At 42.3% G+C, this 15,834-nt stretch carries 18 protein-coding genes and 2 pseudogenes; 4 read left to right on the forward strand and 16 right to left on the reverse strand.

Going from position 1 to position 15,834, the window contains the following annotated elements:
- Positions 1-119: 119 nt before the first annotated feature.
- Positions 120-1,349, forward strand: coding sequence for a beta-ketoacyl-ACP synthase II (locus tag B9T29_RS07675; RefSeq protein WP_086175356.1), 1,230 nt, complete (start codon positions 120-122; stop codon positions 1,347-1,349).
- Positions 1,350-1,420: 71 nt separating this feature from the next.
- Positions 1,421-1,873 (forward strand): protoporphyrinogen oxidase HemJ, encoded by a 453-nt coding sequence (hemJ, locus tag B9T29_RS07680; RefSeq protein ID WP_086175357.1) that lies wholly within the window; start codon positions 1,421-1,423, stop codon positions 1,871-1,873.
- 48 nt (positions 1,874-1,921) lie between these two features.
- On the opposite strand, the gene B9T29_RS07685 is transcribed toward hemJ, so the two are convergent.
- The 4 genes from B9T29_RS07685 to B9T29_RS07700 all read right to left on the reverse strand — a co-directional run bounded on the left by B9T29_RS07685 (position 1,922) and on the right by B9T29_RS07700 (position 6,326).
- A complete protein-coding gene (locus B9T29_RS07685; protein WP_086175358.1) occupies positions 1,922-3,382 on the reverse strand; it encodes an amino acid permease in 1,461 nt (486 codons plus the stop codon).
- A 139-nt stretch (positions 3,383-3,521) separates the two neighbouring features.
- Positions 3,522-3,881, reverse strand: coding sequence for a RidA family protein (locus B9T29_RS07690; RefSeq protein WP_166170803.1), 360 nt, complete (start codon positions 3,879-3,881; stop codon positions 3,522-3,524).
- Positions 3,882-3,932: 51 nt separating this feature from the next.
- Positions 3,933-5,030: an alanine racemase gene (alr, locus tag B9T29_RS07695; RefSeq protein ID WP_086175360.1), complete on the reverse strand. Its 1,098-nt coding sequence runs from the start codon at positions 5,028-5,030 to the stop codon at positions 3,933-3,935.
- Between the two features lie 36 nt (positions 5,031-5,066).
- Positions 5,067-6,326, reverse strand: coding sequence for a D-amino acid dehydrogenase (locus B9T29_RS07700; protein ID WP_086175361.1), 1,260 nt, complete (start codon positions 6,324-6,326; stop codon positions 5,067-5,069).
- A gap of 137 nt (positions 6,327-6,463) precedes the next feature.
- On the opposite strand from B9T29_RS07700, the gene B9T29_RS07705 reads away from it, so the two are divergent.
- Complete coding sequence (locus B9T29_RS07705; protein WP_086175362.1) at positions 6,464-6,928, forward strand: Lrp/AsnC ligand binding domain-containing protein; 465 nt, start codon at positions 6,464-6,466, stop codon at positions 6,926-6,928.
- Between the two features lie 58 nt (positions 6,929-6,986).
- Here B9T29_RS07705 and B9T29_RS07710 read toward each other — a convergent pair whose 3' ends face one another.
- Positions 6,987-7,631, reverse strand: coding sequence for an HAD-IA family hydrolase (locus B9T29_RS07710; RefSeq protein WP_086175363.1), 645 nt, complete (start codon positions 7,629-7,631; stop codon positions 6,987-6,989).
- Positions 7,632-7,732: 101 nt separating this feature from the next.
- Between B9T29_RS07710 and B9T29_RS07715 the strand changes: the two genes are divergently transcribed.
- Positions 7,733-8,500 carry a hydroxymethylpyrimidine/phosphomethylpyrimidine kinase gene (locus B9T29_RS07715; RefSeq protein ID WP_086175364.1) on the forward strand — a complete coding sequence of 256 codons (768 nt, stop codon included), beginning with the start codon at positions 7,733-7,735 and terminating at the stop codon, positions 8,498-8,500.
- Positions 8,501-8,632: 132 nt separating this feature from the next.
- Here B9T29_RS07715 and B9T29_RS07720 read toward each other — a convergent pair whose 3' ends face one another.
- The 11 genes and pseudogenes from B9T29_RS07720 to B9T29_RS07765 form a co-directional block, all read right to left on the reverse strand.
- Positions 8,633-8,968 (reverse strand): YegP family protein, encoded by a 336-nt coding sequence (locus B9T29_RS07720; protein ID WP_086175365.1) that lies wholly within the window; start codon positions 8,966-8,968, stop codon positions 8,633-8,635.
- Positions 8,969-9,261: 293 nt separating this feature from the next.
- A pseudogene (locus B9T29_RS07725) lies at positions 9,262-9,623 on the reverse strand (5-carboxymethyl-2-hydroxymuconate Delta-isomerase).
- Positions 9,624-9,810: 187 nt separating this feature from the next.
- Positions 9,811-10,152, reverse strand: coding sequence for a zinc ribbon domain-containing protein YjdM (locus B9T29_RS07730; RefSeq protein WP_086175366.1), 342 nt, complete (start codon positions 10,150-10,152; stop codon positions 9,811-9,813).
- Positions 10,153-10,248: 96 nt separating this feature from the next.
- A complete protein-coding gene (locus tag B9T29_RS07735; RefSeq protein WP_086175367.1) occupies positions 10,249-10,596 on the reverse strand; it encodes a DUF488 domain-containing protein in 348 nt (115 codons plus the stop codon).
- A 9-nt stretch (positions 10,597-10,605) separates the two neighbouring features.
- Positions 10,606-11,070, reverse strand: a complete 465-nt coding sequence (locus tag B9T29_RS07740; RefSeq protein WP_086175368.1) for an SRPBCC family protein — start codon at positions 11,068-11,070, stop codon at positions 10,606-10,608.
- A 219-nt stretch (positions 11,071-11,289) separates the two neighbouring features.
- Positions 11,290-11,507 (reverse strand): annotated as a pseudogene (locus B9T29_RS16775) (catalase); the annotation flags it as partial.
- On the reverse strand, positions 11,479-11,685 hold the full coding sequence (locus B9T29_RS16535; RefSeq protein ID WP_228146580.1) for a hypothetical protein: 207 nt from the start codon (positions 11,683-11,685) through the stop codon (positions 11,479-11,481). The gene B9T29_RS16535 and the pseudogene B9T29_RS16775, both read right to left, overlap by 29 nt.
- Positions 11,686-12,407: 722 nt before the next feature.
- Positions 12,408-12,788 (reverse strand): ribonuclease E inhibitor RraB, encoded by a 381-nt coding sequence (locus B9T29_RS07750; RefSeq protein ID WP_086175369.1) that lies wholly within the window; start codon positions 12,786-12,788, stop codon positions 12,408-12,410.
- A 153-nt stretch (positions 12,789-12,941) separates the two neighbouring features.
- Positions 12,942-13,895, reverse strand: coding sequence for a hypothetical protein (locus B9T29_RS07755; RefSeq protein ID WP_086175370.1), 954 nt, complete (start codon positions 13,893-13,895; stop codon positions 12,942-12,944).
- Positions 13,896-14,130: 235 nt separating this feature from the next.
- Positions 14,131-14,796 carry an RluA family pseudouridine synthase gene (locus B9T29_RS07760; RefSeq protein ID WP_086175371.1) on the reverse strand — a complete coding sequence of 222 codons (666 nt, stop codon included), beginning with the start codon at positions 14,794-14,796 and terminating at the stop codon, positions 14,131-14,133.
- A 55-nt stretch (positions 14,797-14,851) separates the two neighbouring features.
- On the reverse strand, positions 14,852-15,322 hold the full coding sequence (locus B9T29_RS07765) for a hypothetical protein (RefSeq protein WP_086175372.1): 471 nt from the start codon (positions 15,320-15,322) through the stop codon (positions 14,852-14,854).
- Between the last annotated feature and the right edge of the window lie 512 nt (positions 15,323-15,834).

Raw genomic sequence — 15,834 nt, forward strand, 5'->3', positions numbered from 1 at the left:
CCTTTCTGCTATCATGAATGCAACCGAAAGACATGAGTAATGCGCTGGATTGCGGTTTTTAGTTTTCTCCCTGAATCAGCTGCCTTTACTCAAAATATCACCATAGAAGGGATCTGTAGATGAAGCGTGTTGTAATCACTGGTATGGGTATCAACTCATGCATTGGTAACTCTTTAGAAGATGTCACTCATTCTTTACAAAACGGGGTTTCTGGAACACGTTTTAACCCGACTTATGCAGAATTAAACTTTAAGAGCCATGTCAGTGCAGCAGCTGAACAAAATTTTGACAACATTGACCGCAAATTGAAACGCTTCATGGGCGTGTGTGCAATGTATGCCTACAACTCGGCACTTTCTGCTGTTGAACATGCTGGTTTACAAGTTGAAGATTTAGCCAATAACCCGCATTACGGTATTACCGGTGGTTCAGGTGGCGGTTCAACCGCCTCTGTCATTGAAATGAACGAACTATTGCAAACCAAAGGTGCGCGTAAAGTTGGTCCTTTCTTTGTGCCGCGTAACATGACCAATACCATTACCGCAAACGTCGGTGTTGCATTCAAACTGCAAGGTGTAGCGCATACCATTACCAGCGCATGTGCAACTTCTGCCGATGCGATTGGTTATGCATATAACCTGATTCAATTGGGCAAACAGGATTTAATGCTTGCCGGCGGTGGTGAAGAAGATCACTGGTCACAAAGCTTACTGTTTGATGCCATGGGTGCGCTTTGCTCTAAATACAATGACACCCCTGAAAAAGCTTCTCGCCCATACTCTGCTGACCGTGACGGTTTCGTAATTGCTGGTGGCGGCGGTTTTGTGGTACTTGAATCACTTGAGCATGCACAAGCTCGTGGTGCAAAAATTCTTGCTGAAGTAGTGGGCTATGCAGCTAACTCTGATGGTGCAGACATGGTGGCTCCAAGCGGTGAAGGCGCAACACGCTGTATCCTGATGGCCCTTGAAGAAGCGAAACAGCATGGCGTTGACAAGATTGACTATGTGAATACGCATGGTACGTCAACTCCTGCAGGTGACGTGACTGAACTGAAAGCCATGGCACGTGCATTCGGTGAAGGCCAAGTACCGCCTATCAGCTCAACCAAGTCTATGACCGGTCACAGCCTGGGTGCTGCGGGTGTACATGAAGCCATTTATTCTGTCCTGATGATGCAAAATGACTTTATTGCGCCAAACATCAACGTGACTGAACTGGATGAAGGTGCAAAACCGTTTGATATCGTACTTGAAAAACGTGACGCAAAATTGAATACTGTGATGAGTAACAGTTTCGGTTTTGGCGGTGTAAATGCTTGTCTCGTTTTCAAAAAATGGGAAGGCTAAGCTAAGAAGTGTTGATCATTCAACCATGGATGATCAACTTCTGCCACACTGCCCTTTAAAAGGGTGAATGGATGGATGCTCCTTCTGATGCTTTCTTGTGGGTAAAAGCATTACATATTATTGCAGTCGTTTGCTGGTTTGCGGCGCTGTTCTACCTGCCACGTTTGTATGTTTACCATGCCATGAGTGAAGATGCGGTGAGTCATCAGCGTTTTGAAGTCATGGAACGTAAGCTGTACCGTGGCATCATGTGGCCCTCAATGGTTGCAACACTCATCACCGCACACTTTCTAGTGGATTGGGGTGATGCAACGCGTCATTACCACGACGCATTGTGGTTTTACCTGAAAGTCGGATTGGTCGGATTATTGGTGATTTACCACTTTGTTTGTGGTTACTACCGTAAAAAACTGATCGGTAATGCGCATTACAAATCACACAAGTTCTGGCGCTTCTTTAATGAAATGCCAACGCTGATTTTATTTGCCGTAGTAATTCTAGTGGTGGTGAAACCGATCTTCTAAGCATCAAAAAAGCCCTCAATCGAGGGCTTTTTTACATCTGACAAAAATTTAGTTCAACATTTCCTGATTGCTTTTCATCAGCATGTCCTGATGACGTTTACGCATCCGCGGTTTATACAGGAGCTGATAGGTCACGGCCAAAATAAGCAACCAAAGCGGACTGATCATCAGAGCACGCAAGGTATCGGCTTCCAGACTTAAAATAATCAAAGTAAAGAATAAAAATACCAGTACCACATAGGACATCCATATCCCGCCCGGCATTTTAAAAGTGGACTTGGCATGCAGTTCCGGACGCAGTTTACGGTAACGGATATAGCACACCATGATGATGCTCCAGATACTGATAAACAAAATCACGCACAGCGAACTTGCTAAAGTAAAGGCTTCAACCGTATTCGGTACAAAATATTGTAATGCTGCCCCCACCATAATAAAGGCGCAAGAGAACAATAAACCTTTTGCAGGCACAGCACGCTTAGACAATTGTGCCAGCTTTTGCGGTGCCTGCCCTTCCCGCGCCAAGCCAAACAGCATGCGCGATGTTGAAAACACGCCACTGTTCATGGAAGACATGACCGATGACAGCACCACCAGGTTCATGATAATAGCTGCTGCACCAATGCCTGCATGCATGAACAGCGACACAAAGGGACTTTGATCCGCAGGAATCTGGTTCCATGGGGTAACCGACATCACAATGAATAGTGACAATACATAGAACAAAATAATTCGGGTCGGAATGGCGTTGATTGCTTTAGGCAAGTTCTTTTCAGGGTCTTGGGTTTCTGCCGCCATAGTTCCAATCAGCTCCACACCAACAAAAGCAAACAAGGCAATCTGGAAACCGGCCAGGAAACCGCTGCCGCCTTGCGGGAACATGCCACCATGCGACCAGACATTGCTAAAGCTGGCAAGCGAACCACCTGGTGCATGAAAATGGCTAAACACCATAAAGCCACCAATACCAATCAGCCCTAAAATGGCCAAAATCTTGATGAGCGCAAACCAGAATTCAATTTCACCAAACAGACGTACGGCGAGCATATTAATGCCGAGCACCAGCAACACGCAGGCCACACTGATCATGGCCTGTCCTGATGGGGTAAAGGCCATACCTTCAGGCAGCCAAAAGCTGAGATAGTTGATAATAGCAGCCAAGTCTGCGATGCCAACCAGCACCCAGCCCAGCCAGTATGACCAGCCAATATAGTAGCCTGCACCCGGACCAATCAGGTCATGCGCCATATCGATAAAGGATTTGTAATGCAGGTTGGAAAGTAAGATTTCACCCAATGCGCGCATCAGGAAAAAGAACATGGTACCAATGATGGTATAGATCAATAAAATTGAAGGGCCAGCCAGGGAGATGGTTTTGCCTGAACCCATAAACAGGCCTGTCCCAATCGCGCCACCAATGGCAATGAGTTGCAGGTGACGGTTGGACAGTTTTCGTTGTAGTTCATGCGATGATGCCTTGGCATCGTCTGCTCGTGGTGTAGTGGTCATAACTGAACATCCTTTTAACATACGATTGCGTGTAAACCATGTGCTTTACATTGCCGGTCATCCCAACCAGCGACATTTACACGCCAGGCAGCAAATCGGTCTCAACCGCTTTGCTGCCATACGGGGGAGATTTTTGGCATTAAGGCTGTGCCGCCGTTACAGCAATTTCAATCAGCCAGTCCGGATTGACTAGATCTGCCTGAATGGTGGCACGCGAAGGTGGTGTACAACCTTTCATCCAGTCAATCCAAATGGCATTGACTATCGAAAAGTCAGCGAGATTTTTAATATAAAGCTGTGCAGACAGCAGTCGGGATTTATCGGTTCCGGCCAAAGCCAGCAATTCATCAATAGTGGCTAAAATTTCATGGGTCTGGCCTGCGACACCATTACCGGTGTTTTTAGGTACTTGTCCTGACAAATACACTACCTGATTAAACACAGTGACTGCGCTCATGACGGCGTTGCTATTGAACTTTTCTATATCGCTATGGGACATCTACATTTCCTTGTATCAATGAATTGAATGAATGATCTGATTTTTAAAAATTTAATCTTGAATAAAATTGACGCGTGCAGTGACAGCACACATCAGCTCATAGCCAATCGTGCCTGAACCTGCCGCCACTTCATCAATACTGAGCACAGTGCCGTGTTTCGATGTACCCCACAGCACCACTTCACTACCGACTTGGGCACTTGGGAGATGAGATAAATCGACCGCTAACATATCCATGCTGACACGTCCGACCAAACTGCTGCGTTGACCATCGACTAAAATGGGCGTACCTGTTGCGGTAATACGTTGATAACCATCGGCATAACCGCAAGCCACCACACCAATACGCATCTCGCATTCAGCAACAAATCGGGAGCCATAACCCACACTATCCCCCGCTTTAAGCTGTTGAACCGAAATGATCTCACTACGCAGACTCATCGCTGGTTGCAGGTTCCAGTCATCAATGCTGTGTGCAGGAAAATCGGGAGAACTGCCGTAAAGCATGATGCCGCTACGAATCACATCCGACTGCAACTGCTGATGGCGTAAGATGGCTGCACTGTTGCTGACTGAACACGCACCCGGTAAATCATGGATGATTGCCTCAAACAACTGGCATTGATGCTCAATGCCGTCACGTCCTAAACGCTCACCATCAGCATCCGAGAAATGCATCATGTGAGTGATGCTTTGAACATTATTCAGTTGAGATAATTGTTGCCAAATGTCGCGATAATGAACAGCCGCAAAACCCAGACGGTTCATGCCGCTGTTCATTTTCAGGTAAACATCAAACCGGGCTGGTCTGGGGAATCGGGCTAACCATTCAATCTGATATTGGCTATGAATGGTGAAGCTCAAATTCAGCTCATCACAGTCAAACAGGTCTTGCTCGGAAAAAATGCCTTCAAGCAATAAGATGGGACCTTTCCAGCCCAGAGCACGAATGCGTTTCGCCTCTGCCAAATCGAGCAGCGCAAAACCATCGGCAGATTTGAAAGCTTGATAGACGCGCTCAATACCATGACCATAGGCATTGGCTTTAACGACCGCATAGACTTGACTATTCGGCATTTTGGTACGAGCAACATTTAAATTGTGCTGCAGTGACTGAAGATGAATCACTGCAGTAATGGGACGTGGCATGTTGTTCTTCCTTGAATCAATATGACCTAAAACAGATTAGGCTGCTGAAGGGTAACGTTGGATCGATAGACCTTCGGTACTGATGTCCGGTTGATGATTCATGACTAAGTCACTGATGAGCTTGCCTGAACCGCAGGCCATGGTCCATCCCAGCGTGCCGTGACCGGTGTTGAGAAACAGGTTTTTAAAACGTGTTGCACCAATAATCGGGGTGGAGTCCGGTGTCATTGGACGCAGACCTGTCCAGAAAGTTGCTTCTGCCAGGTTTCCGCCCGGGAATAAATCCTTGGTGACCATTTCCAAAGTTGCACGACGATCCTGGTTCAAGCCATGGTTAAAACCACTCAGCTCAGCCATACCACCCACCCGGATACGCTGATCAAAACGGGTAATCGCAATTTTGTAAGTCTCATCCAGCACCGTAGACTGCGGTGCAAATGCAGGGTCAACAATTGGAATGGTCAGTGAATAGCCTTTCACCGGATAAACCGGTAAATTCAAATTCAATGGTTTTAAGAAGTCACGGGAATAACTGCCAAATGCCAAGACATAACGGTCTGCGGTAAGGACTTGTCCATTCACAACCACGCCCTTGATGTCATCGCCTTCAAGCACCAGTTTTTCAACATTTTGGTTGAACTTAAACTCTACACCCAGCTCTTTGGCCAAGTTGGCAAGCGCATTGGTAAATAGGTAGCAGTCGCCAGTTTCATCATTTGGCAGATGCAGACCACCGACCAGTTTATCTTTGGCAAATTCCAAAGCAGGTTCCACTTTAGCCAGATCATCTTTGAGCAAAAGTTCATGCTCCACACCACATTCTTTTAACACCTGAATGTCACGTTGCACCATGTCTAGTTGCGCTTCATTACGAAAAACTTGCAAAGTGCCTTTAGAACGGTTTTCATAGTGAATGCCGGTTTCTTTACGCAGCTCTCTGAGGCAGTCACGGCTATATTCTGCAACCCGGGTCATGCGCTCTTTATTAATTGCATAGCTGTGTGGATTACAGTTCTTGAGCATCTGCGCCATCCACTGTAATTGCCACATGCTGCCATCCATATTGATGGCGAGCGGAGCATGATGCTGGAACATCCACTTGACTGCTTTAAATGGAATACCCGGTGCTGCCCACGGCGTCGAATAACCCGGCGAGACTTGACCTGCATTGGCAAAACTGGTTTCTTCAGCAGGCCCAGACTGACGGTCCAAAACAGTAACGGTTGCTCCCTGTTGTGCGAGGTAATACGCACTTGCAACCCCGATTACACCACTACCCAAGACAATTACACGCATTGCTTATCCCTAACGCATACTAGTTTATTTCACTAGTATATTTTTTGATTGATAGTTTTTTTCACTGTTTTAAGCACTATAATCTAGGTAATTTAATAGTTTTGTCACGAAAAAATTCTAAAAAAAGGAAAATCATAATGCGTAAATTGGATCGTATAGATCAGCAGATTCTGGATATTTTGCAGCGCGATGGACGGATTGCCATCAGCGAATTGGCATCTCGGGTCAATCTGTCTACCACCCCCTGTTCGGAACGGGTCAAACGTCTGGAACGCGATGGCATCATCATGGGCTATTACGCGCGGCTGAATCCACAACTGGTCGATCGCAACTTGCTGGTATTTTTAGAAATCAAACTTTCAGCCAAATCAGGTGATGTGTTTGATCAGGTTGCACGTGATTTGGTGGAAATTCCTGAAGTTCTGGAATGTCACCTGATTTCAGGCGAATTTGATTATCTGGTGAAAGCACGTTTAAAAGAAATGAGTGCCTATCGACGTCTACTCGGCGACTTACTCAAAAAACTTCCCTCCTCCGCTTCCTCACACAGTTACATTGTCATGGAAGAAGTGAAGGAAAGTTTTTATCTGGATCTACATTAAAAGCACAAAAAGCTTGATTCAGGGTAGATACAAAGGGAAGTAAGCTTGTATTGAGTGATCAAAAAAATTGAAGCAGATCGGAAAATTTGGCTATCCGTGCTTTAGGTTTTGCCTGAGTGAGCTCTGCATCAGAGCCATAACCATAGTCCACTGCGATGGTGTCTATAGCATTGCTGCGAGCACCAAAAATATCATGCTCACGGTCACCCACCATCACACATTCAGCTGGATTTAAATTTTCCTTTTCCAGAATATAAGCAATCAACTCACCCTTGTTGGTACGCTCACCATTCAACTCACTGCCATAGGCATAAGTAAAATATTGCAGCAGATCAAAATGTTCTAAAATCTGCTTGGCATAAATTTGAGGTTTTGCCGTAGCCAAATACAAACGGAAACCTTTTTGTTGTAAAGTTTGCAAAGTTGCAGCCACATCTTCAAAAACATGATTTTCATATAAACCGGTCACGGCAAAACGTTCCCGATAGCCCATCAAGGCCTGTTCAGCCAAAACATCATCCACCGCCACATTTAAAATTTTCGCCAAAGAAGCCTGCAAAGGTGGACCAATAATCCAGTCGATGCTGACGTCATCGGCAATCGGATGACCTACTTTGGCCAGGCCATAACGCGCTGAAGTGGTAATCCCCACTTTGGGATCAGTTAATGTTCCATCTAAATCAATCAAAATATTCTTAATCACCAACCGACCCTTCAACTTAAATTTTTACTTCAAAAATACTATCGAGACTTGGCTCAAAGTTGCCTATACTAACGCAAATTTTGTGATTTAAGGACATCATTGTGCGCCCTACTGTACTTTGCTTTTCTGGTTTAGATCCATCGGGTGGCGCTGGCTTGCAGGCAGATATTGAAGCGATTGGCCAAAGTGGCGCACATGCAGCAATTGCCTGTACTGCACTGACCATTCAAAACTCGCAGCAGGTGTTTGGTTTTGAAGCAACCTCCAAAGAATTATTGCTGGCTCAAGCCCATGCTGTAGTCGGTGATTTACCGATTAAATGTGTGAAATCCGGTATGTTAGGCACCACAGACAATATTGCCGCTTTGGCTGAATTTTTACGTGAACATCCTGAATATCTGTATGTACTCGATCCGGTACTGGTGGCCAATAGTGGTGGTTCTTTGGGGGACCAAGCCACACTGGTTAAAGCCTTCGTCGAACTGATTCCCTTAGCCACCCTCATCACCCCCAACACGGTAGAACTTCGCGCTTTAACCGGAGTGGAAGATATAGACCAGGCAACGGCAAAACTTTTTGCCATGGGTGCTAAAGCGATTTTAGTCAAAGGCGGACATGAAGATACCCCGGACTATATCCGTAATGCTTTATATGTAGATGGCAAGCTGGTGTCTGAAACCCGCTGTCCTCGCCTTGAAGGTCAATATCACGGCTCAGGCTGTTCCCTGGCCAGCTTTATTGCCGGCCGTTTGGCACAAGGTGACGATTTAAAACAGGCTGTCAACCATGCTGAAACCTGGCTGTTTGGCGTGCTGAAAAAGGCGGAATCCCCTGTACCGAATGGCCAGAAAATCCCTAAACGCTTTTAAACCCATGTGCCGGATAAAAACTTGATGATCAATTCATTGTCCAGACTTGATCTCAGTTTTTTTACATTGTTTTTCTCTACTCAAAAATAAAGCATGTATCAATACATGCTTTAATCTGAGCATCGATTTGATTTATGCAATCAGGTCTTTAATGGTGGTACTTGAACCATTAGTTTTCACCGATTCAATGCCTTTATCGCGTGATTGCTCACTTGAGTAAAATTGGCTGGTGCCAATAATTTGATAATTTGCTGCCTTTAAATTGAAATAAGGCTTACCATTTTTCGCTTCCAGACGTTCATAGCGGCTATCCTCAGCGCTATTTTTTTGCACGGACTCAATGCCATTCTGTGCAGAAGCTTTGCTCTTGTATAATTCGCTGGTCAGAATCACTTCCCCATTACCAGCTTTCAAAACAAAGCGATATTGTCCATCGCTTGCCTGACTGACTTCATACCATCCCGCCATATAAAACACTCCACTTGTTATTGTAAAAGTTATAAAAGAATAGAATTACATTGTTAAAAAATACTCTATTTATATTAAATATAAATGACTTTTTATTTCAAAAAAGTACATTTTATGATCGTTATTTAAGTTTATCTTTGAATACTTTATCGTCTAAAAAGGATGCTTGGTTATTTGATCTAAGCGCAGTTTCATCAAAGCATAATTTTCATTAAAGTATAGTGATATGCCTCCAAGAGAATAAATTGCCGATCTATTCTCTCCTATCTGTTGATTCAATAACCCGCCAAGCCTTAAACAATTTTTTTAGCGTAAGTGGCTTTCTGCATTTCCAAAATTTCCACACAAATCTGTACCCTGATCTGGCTTTGGGCTGGTATATGCTGTTCGAGTGTGTGCAGAATTACTTGAGCAATTTGCTGTTGTAACTCCACACTACGTCCGGTCAATAAAGACACTTTGGCATGCACATAGGCTTGCGAGGTATCTTCTAAACCAATGACATAATCGTGCTGGCAAATGGCGCGGCTTTTTAGAGCTGATTCGCGGCAGTGACATAAGCTCCCTCAACCAAGGCCTGATTTAAAGCAAGCAAGATTGGTTTGGGGTCAAAATTTTCTACATTGTCGGAATATTCGAGATGGATATGCGGCATAACAACAATTCTTTAAGATGAATGACTATAGTTATAGCATGAGGGTGCTTTAATCATAAAACAGATCTGTCAATGTTTAATCAACAATGCTTCTCATAAAAGCCAGTAATATGAATTCATGCAGTCACTACTTCATAAAAAAGCTCCGGCATGTTGCCAGAGCTTTTTTGGTTTTTAATGTAGTGAATTAAGCTTTTTTCACAAATTCAGATTTTAATTTCATTGCACCAAAGCCATCCACTTTACAATCAAGATCATGCCCATCGCTAGAGTCCGGTAATAAACGAATGTTCTTCGCCTTGGTCCCCACTTTAATCACAGATGAAGAACCTTTAATTTTCAGATCTTTAATCAGGGTAACAGTATCGCCATCAGCAAGCACATTGCCATTTGCATCTTTAATAATTGTAGCCTGCTCAGTATTGCTTTCGCCTTGTTTCCATTCATGAGCGCATTCTGGGCAAATCAGTAAATCGCCATCTTCATAAGCATATTCTGAATTACATTTGGGGCAATTTGGCAAAGACATAAAAAAACCTCAAAAACACTACTATAGCATTTTATCCGCAACACGCCTGCTAAAACCTTATATAAATTATGGAATAAAACTGCTCATCAGATGCTTTCAGCTTTCCTCTAAAACCTTTTTAAGTACAATAACATGGTTATATTTTTCACTTTTTGCTGCAGTGATGAGGCTAATTTTTTCCTGTTTAGCGATTTCGCTAATTTGCTGCAATAGCGCTACTTGTTGCTGCAATTCAGCCCTGTAGCGTTGCTGGAACTCTTCCCAATGTTCGGGATCATGTGCATACCATTTCCGCAGCTCAGTCGAGGGTGTAATGTCCTTGGGCCACAGATCAATTTTGGCATCTTCCTTTTTAATGCCTCTGGGCCACAACCGGTCAACCAGAATACGTTTACCATCTGTAGCTAAAACTTCCGCATAGGCACGTTTGATTTGAATTTGCATTGCAAGCGGCTACTGATCTGGAATTTCAGGAGTAACCAGTAAAGTGAGCAGTAGTAAGGATTCCTGCCATCCCAAATAACAAGCTTCTACAGGAATAACATCGGGAATGCCAGATTGGGTAATATGCACTTCCGTTCCAACAGAAACTGCTTTTAATTGAATGATCACTTCAATGGTTCCCGGTAAATTCGGGTCATCAAACTGGTCGGTATAGCGTAGCAGCTGGTTAGCAATAATTTCATGATAGGTGCCACCAAAGGAGTGGCTAGAACCGGTAGAAAAATTGCTAAACGACATTTTGTAAGTCCCACCGACTTTGGCATCCAGATGATGAACCTTAGCGGTAAAACCATGTGGTGCCATCCATTTAACCAGAGCGTCTGGATCAATAAATGCTTTAAACACCCGTTCTGGTGGTGCGGTAAATACACAGTGCAGTTTTACTGTATTACTTTCTGTATTGGTTTCACTCATTTGCTGATCTCGCCTTATTTTTATTTTTCAAAGTTCAGTTTACTGTTGTTATGCCATGCCTATGTATGGCTTTAGTATGATATGAAGCAAGGCTTCCTTTTCCACAACTAAAAGCCACATGGCAATTTTCAGAGTCTCTCCAGATTAAATATACCTGCATTCAATCAGGTATTTCTTCATTTAAATCTGACATTTATTTCTAAATATTCTCTAAATATTTTAGTCTGGCATGTCATCAATAGGAGGGGGTTCTGTACGGGGCTGAATATTCATACAGTGTCTAAAACAAGATGAACGTTCATACGCCTGATGCGTACCCGCATGATCGAAACTAAAGGCTGGTGTTCTTTTATACCATGCCAAGGATTGAAAGACAGCACGTCATCTGAATAGACTCGACGTGCCGGACTAAAGGTCTTCTGCTTTGGGAAATGTAATGCCTTTTAAGAAACCGTGGGATTTAGCATGTGCATCTCGAACTGCATGACGATGCTTGTCAAAAACCTGAATATGGGTTTGAGCCATATGCTCTACAATGTACTGAATATCTTCTTCTTCATTTTCCTGTTTTTGTTCTACCTCTGGACGATAGGCCACATAATTATTGACTGCCATGCGGTGCTCCTTTCGATTCTTCGAATATGAATGAACTGCTTTTTAAAATTTATGTAGGGTCTGTTGGCAATTCGTCTATGTTTGCGACTACGCGTATTTTTTAGATGATACTAGGCGTGAAATACAAAATTTAGTCATTCTAAATGCGTAGTTCACAACGACGTAGCATCAAAAAATACGCTAGTCTCGAAGAGTTGTGGCGAAAATTATCTCAGACTTCGTCATGAAATTTAAAAATGAAACCACCATTCTTTGCATTTCATTCTTGCGACATATACGTCTCATGCTCAATTTTAGCCTACAACGCAAGCCATTTATGAAATGTGAACAGACCCTATAATCTAGTAAGGAGTACTCATTATAAATGCAGTGCTTAGTAAACAATTTGAGTATGTTTAGTAAACAAATGGGGGCAGATAAAATTAAGATGATGGGTTCTAAGGAAGATAAAATAATGAAGAAACTTTTTATTTTTGAATTTCAATTCAAAAATTTAAGAGAAATATCTACATGATTAAGAACAAACTGAATGTGATCATCCAAAAAGGTTCATTTTTAACTATGCCCTGTTCAGTTTTAATTCATTGATGATGATTTCATAAAATCCAAGTATTAAAAAAGCCCTAAACATTAGAACTTTTAGGGCTTATTTAAAGAGGTAAAATCAGATTTTAGGTTAACCCCGATGAATTCAGACAGGTTATAAATATTAACAAAATGAATTAACTTCTAATTTCGCCTTCTAAATCTTCGTCATCATAAACATAGGCCATACAACCCCAGCCATCGTATTCACCGCCATGCTGTTCAGCAATACTGCCAAACCACTCTTCAAGGTCGACAATGTCTGAATATTCAGGTTCCATATACACATAAATCGTGATAATCCACTCGACCGTGTCGGCTTCTTCATCTTCAAACAGGCTGATTTTTTGTTCTTCTTTCAGCAGATAAAGTGCGCATTTTTCTGCCTGTTCTTGAGTTTGAAAAGCGATGGAAAATTCAATTTCATGGGCTTCGGTCAAGTCGTCGCCATCTTCAGCCATTTGCCAAAGTACATTACCGTTTTCGTCATCGGGAAATTGTTTAAAATCGCGTGTCATGGAGCGCTTCCTTATTGTAATCAGGTACAAGCTATATCATGCTACACAGATTAGCTCAAGTTTGTTTCAATTTCTCGATTTAACTGCATCAATATTACTGAGGAAGCCTTTCTTTCTTTGTAAATTCTTATTTTTTCAATAGATAGACTGTTGTTAGCCTTCTATCATCTGTGCTTGCAACTCACTTTGTTCAGCCTGTTGCTGTGCCTTAAATGCTAAAACCAGGCTTGCAAACTTTAACTCTTCCAGACGTAACTTTAAAAATGATTCATTAATTCGGGCATAACTAAATGCTGTTCCATAATGATTGATCAGGATAAAGTCATCTTGCAGTGCTTGAATAAACTCCCCCATCGTGTCATCAGTCAGTTGTAATAAATACAGATCGGCCTTACTGTTAAACACATGAGTAACCAGAGCGATAGCCGAAAGTCGGCGATTTTCTTCAACATAATCACATTGTCCCACCGTGTTTGCTGCAATGGCATTTTTTATTTTACGGCGCACTTCTTTTAACTGCTGCACGGCATGAATTTCATCATAGCCATCAATTAACTGATCCAAAACTGTTTGTGCAGGATATAAATATTGGATGCCATAACCATGAATCTTATTTTCCAATGCTTTCGAAATTGCCGCTAAGTTTTCTTGTTCTACCGCTTGATTATAAACACCACCTAATCGTTCTCTCGCCTGGGCTTCCAGATTAACTCGGCTATTTTTTTCCAGTTTTTCCAGATAATGTCGAACACTTTCAATCTCTGCCTCGATTTTTTCCAGCAGAAACTCTGCTTCAGTTTTAGTGACTTCTACAAAGCTCTCGACCTGGTTTTTTCGCTCTGCAACATAGTCTTCAATATCTAAAACATCCTGATACTGACTGAGCTTTTCAAGCTTGTTTTTTAAATTTCCGATTTCTATACGACAGGTATTCAATTGATGATGCAGCGCATCGTTTTGCTGTTCATGCTCTGCCAGATTATTGCGCGTGCGATCCAGATTCACCTGTAAAGACTCGAGGTTGAGCTGTTTTTTTCTTATTTGTATGATTGCCCGATAAAGCAATCCCACCAAAATAATGGTGGTCAGGATATATAGATAAATCATTATTCTTATCTCAAAATTATTATTTCAAAGAAATGTGACACATTATTTATTATTAATTTTTCTCAATCACCAGAAAAAGGGATATTGTGTGCGAATGATCGCACTTTTTTATTATTCCAAGATTTTCATCATCATAAATCAGTTAGCTGACAAGAAGAAGATAGCTCTCATAGCATATATGTAACTTATTATTAAGATTATAGAATACTGAACATATAAATTCTTAAGATATTGATTAAAAAGGCACTTTTACCTTAATTTCAACATTTTCTCTGCTTAAAGGCTGTGTAAAAGACAGATAACTGGCATGTAAAGCCATGCGTTTTAAGGGACTCTGCTGCGGTGCTGGATGATAGAGCTTGTCGCCAGTAATCGGATGCCCGATATATTGCATATGCACCCGCAACTGATGCGAGCGCCCGGTAATTGGGGTCAGCAATACCCGGCTAATGTCTTCTGCTGCCGAATATTCCAAGGCCTGATATAGAGTCTTAGCAGATTTTCCCAATTCAAAATGCACGATTTGACGCGGCCGGTTTTCCCAGTCAGTAATTAATGGCACTTCGACACTGCCCTCAGCTTCAAGCTTGCCTTGAACCAGCGCAATGTAATTTTTTTTGACGGTACGTGCCTGAAACATTTTACTGACTGCCACTTCTGCTTCACGGTGTTTGGCAAACATCAAAATGCCCGAGGTGGCCATATCTAAACGGTGGGTAATTTTAGCATTGGGATAGCGTTCCAGTACGCGCAAATAAGCACTGTCATGGTGTTCAGGCAAACGCCCCGGAACCGACAACAACCCGGCCGGTTTTTCAATCACCACCAAGTCTTCATCTTCATAGACAATAGCAAGCGGTTCCTGAGGCGGCATATAAACGAAGTTATCGTTAATGGGCATAGCGAATACGGCATATGGGAGAATGGGCGCAAAATAACAATCTCTGCTACCGCTGTCAATGCCGTGACACCCGGCCAGAATTAGTCTGATGCGATTTTTCCCGGGTGGTCTTATAGCTGTCTTTCAGGGTTTCCAGCTGACCATTTAAAAAATGGTTAAGGTATGCTCTGGCCTGATCCAGAGTGAGCTGTTTAAAGGCCACATAATCCTTGTTTTTTAAGGTGACTAAACCAAACAGGTTTTTTTGCGGCGTGATAATTTCAATATCACTGTCCAGTTTAAATGCCAGCTGATCGGAAGCTGAATAGGCATTTAAGCTGAGGCACACGCTTTGCTGGGTATCGGTATCGGTTACGGTAAATGTGGTAATGGCCCCATTCATTTCCAGTTGCGAAACCAGTTGGCGACGCCAGTTGATTGCATCGAATTGGCTTAATATTTCTGTACTTTTAAATAATCCTAAAGCTTCTGCATCCTGCTCACTCAAGTGTTGCGGATGACGAATTTCCAATTCGTATTTTTTCATTGTTATTGGCTCATTTTATAATGATCAACTTGCATTCTAGCAAGAGTTTTTTCAGCCGACTATTTTGTTTTTTGATGGAAAATCACTTTATATCAATTGATAAGTATACTTTTAATGATGGAATGCACATTCAGCTGGGTAAAATTTGATATAGATTAAACAAATGAAAAGAAAAAGAATTGTTATTTTTTATTGTTTGGAAAAAATTTTTAGGGTGTTAGGGAAAACATTGGAGTTTACTTCAACTATCACACTTTGTAAGTGATGATCTTATAGCCTATAAACTTATGATCTATAGCGTCCTAAGCCGAATCGAGACCTTTTGGGTAAGTACTACACTCACGTTGTACGCAACTGGCAGCAATCTACTCTTTCCGATCCCTTATCACACCCTTGAGATATATGTTAGCCAAAGAGAATCGGGATTAATTTCCTAAGATTTTTGATTTTCTATTATTTTTGGAAATTTTTCCCTCCAAATAATTCATTCACAAAATTTTTTATCTTTTCAA

Source organism: Acinetobacter sp. ANC 3903, from assembly GCF_002135315.1.
Taxonomy (GTDB): domain Bacteria; phylum Pseudomonadota; class Gammaproteobacteria; order Pseudomonadales; family Moraxellaceae; genus Acinetobacter.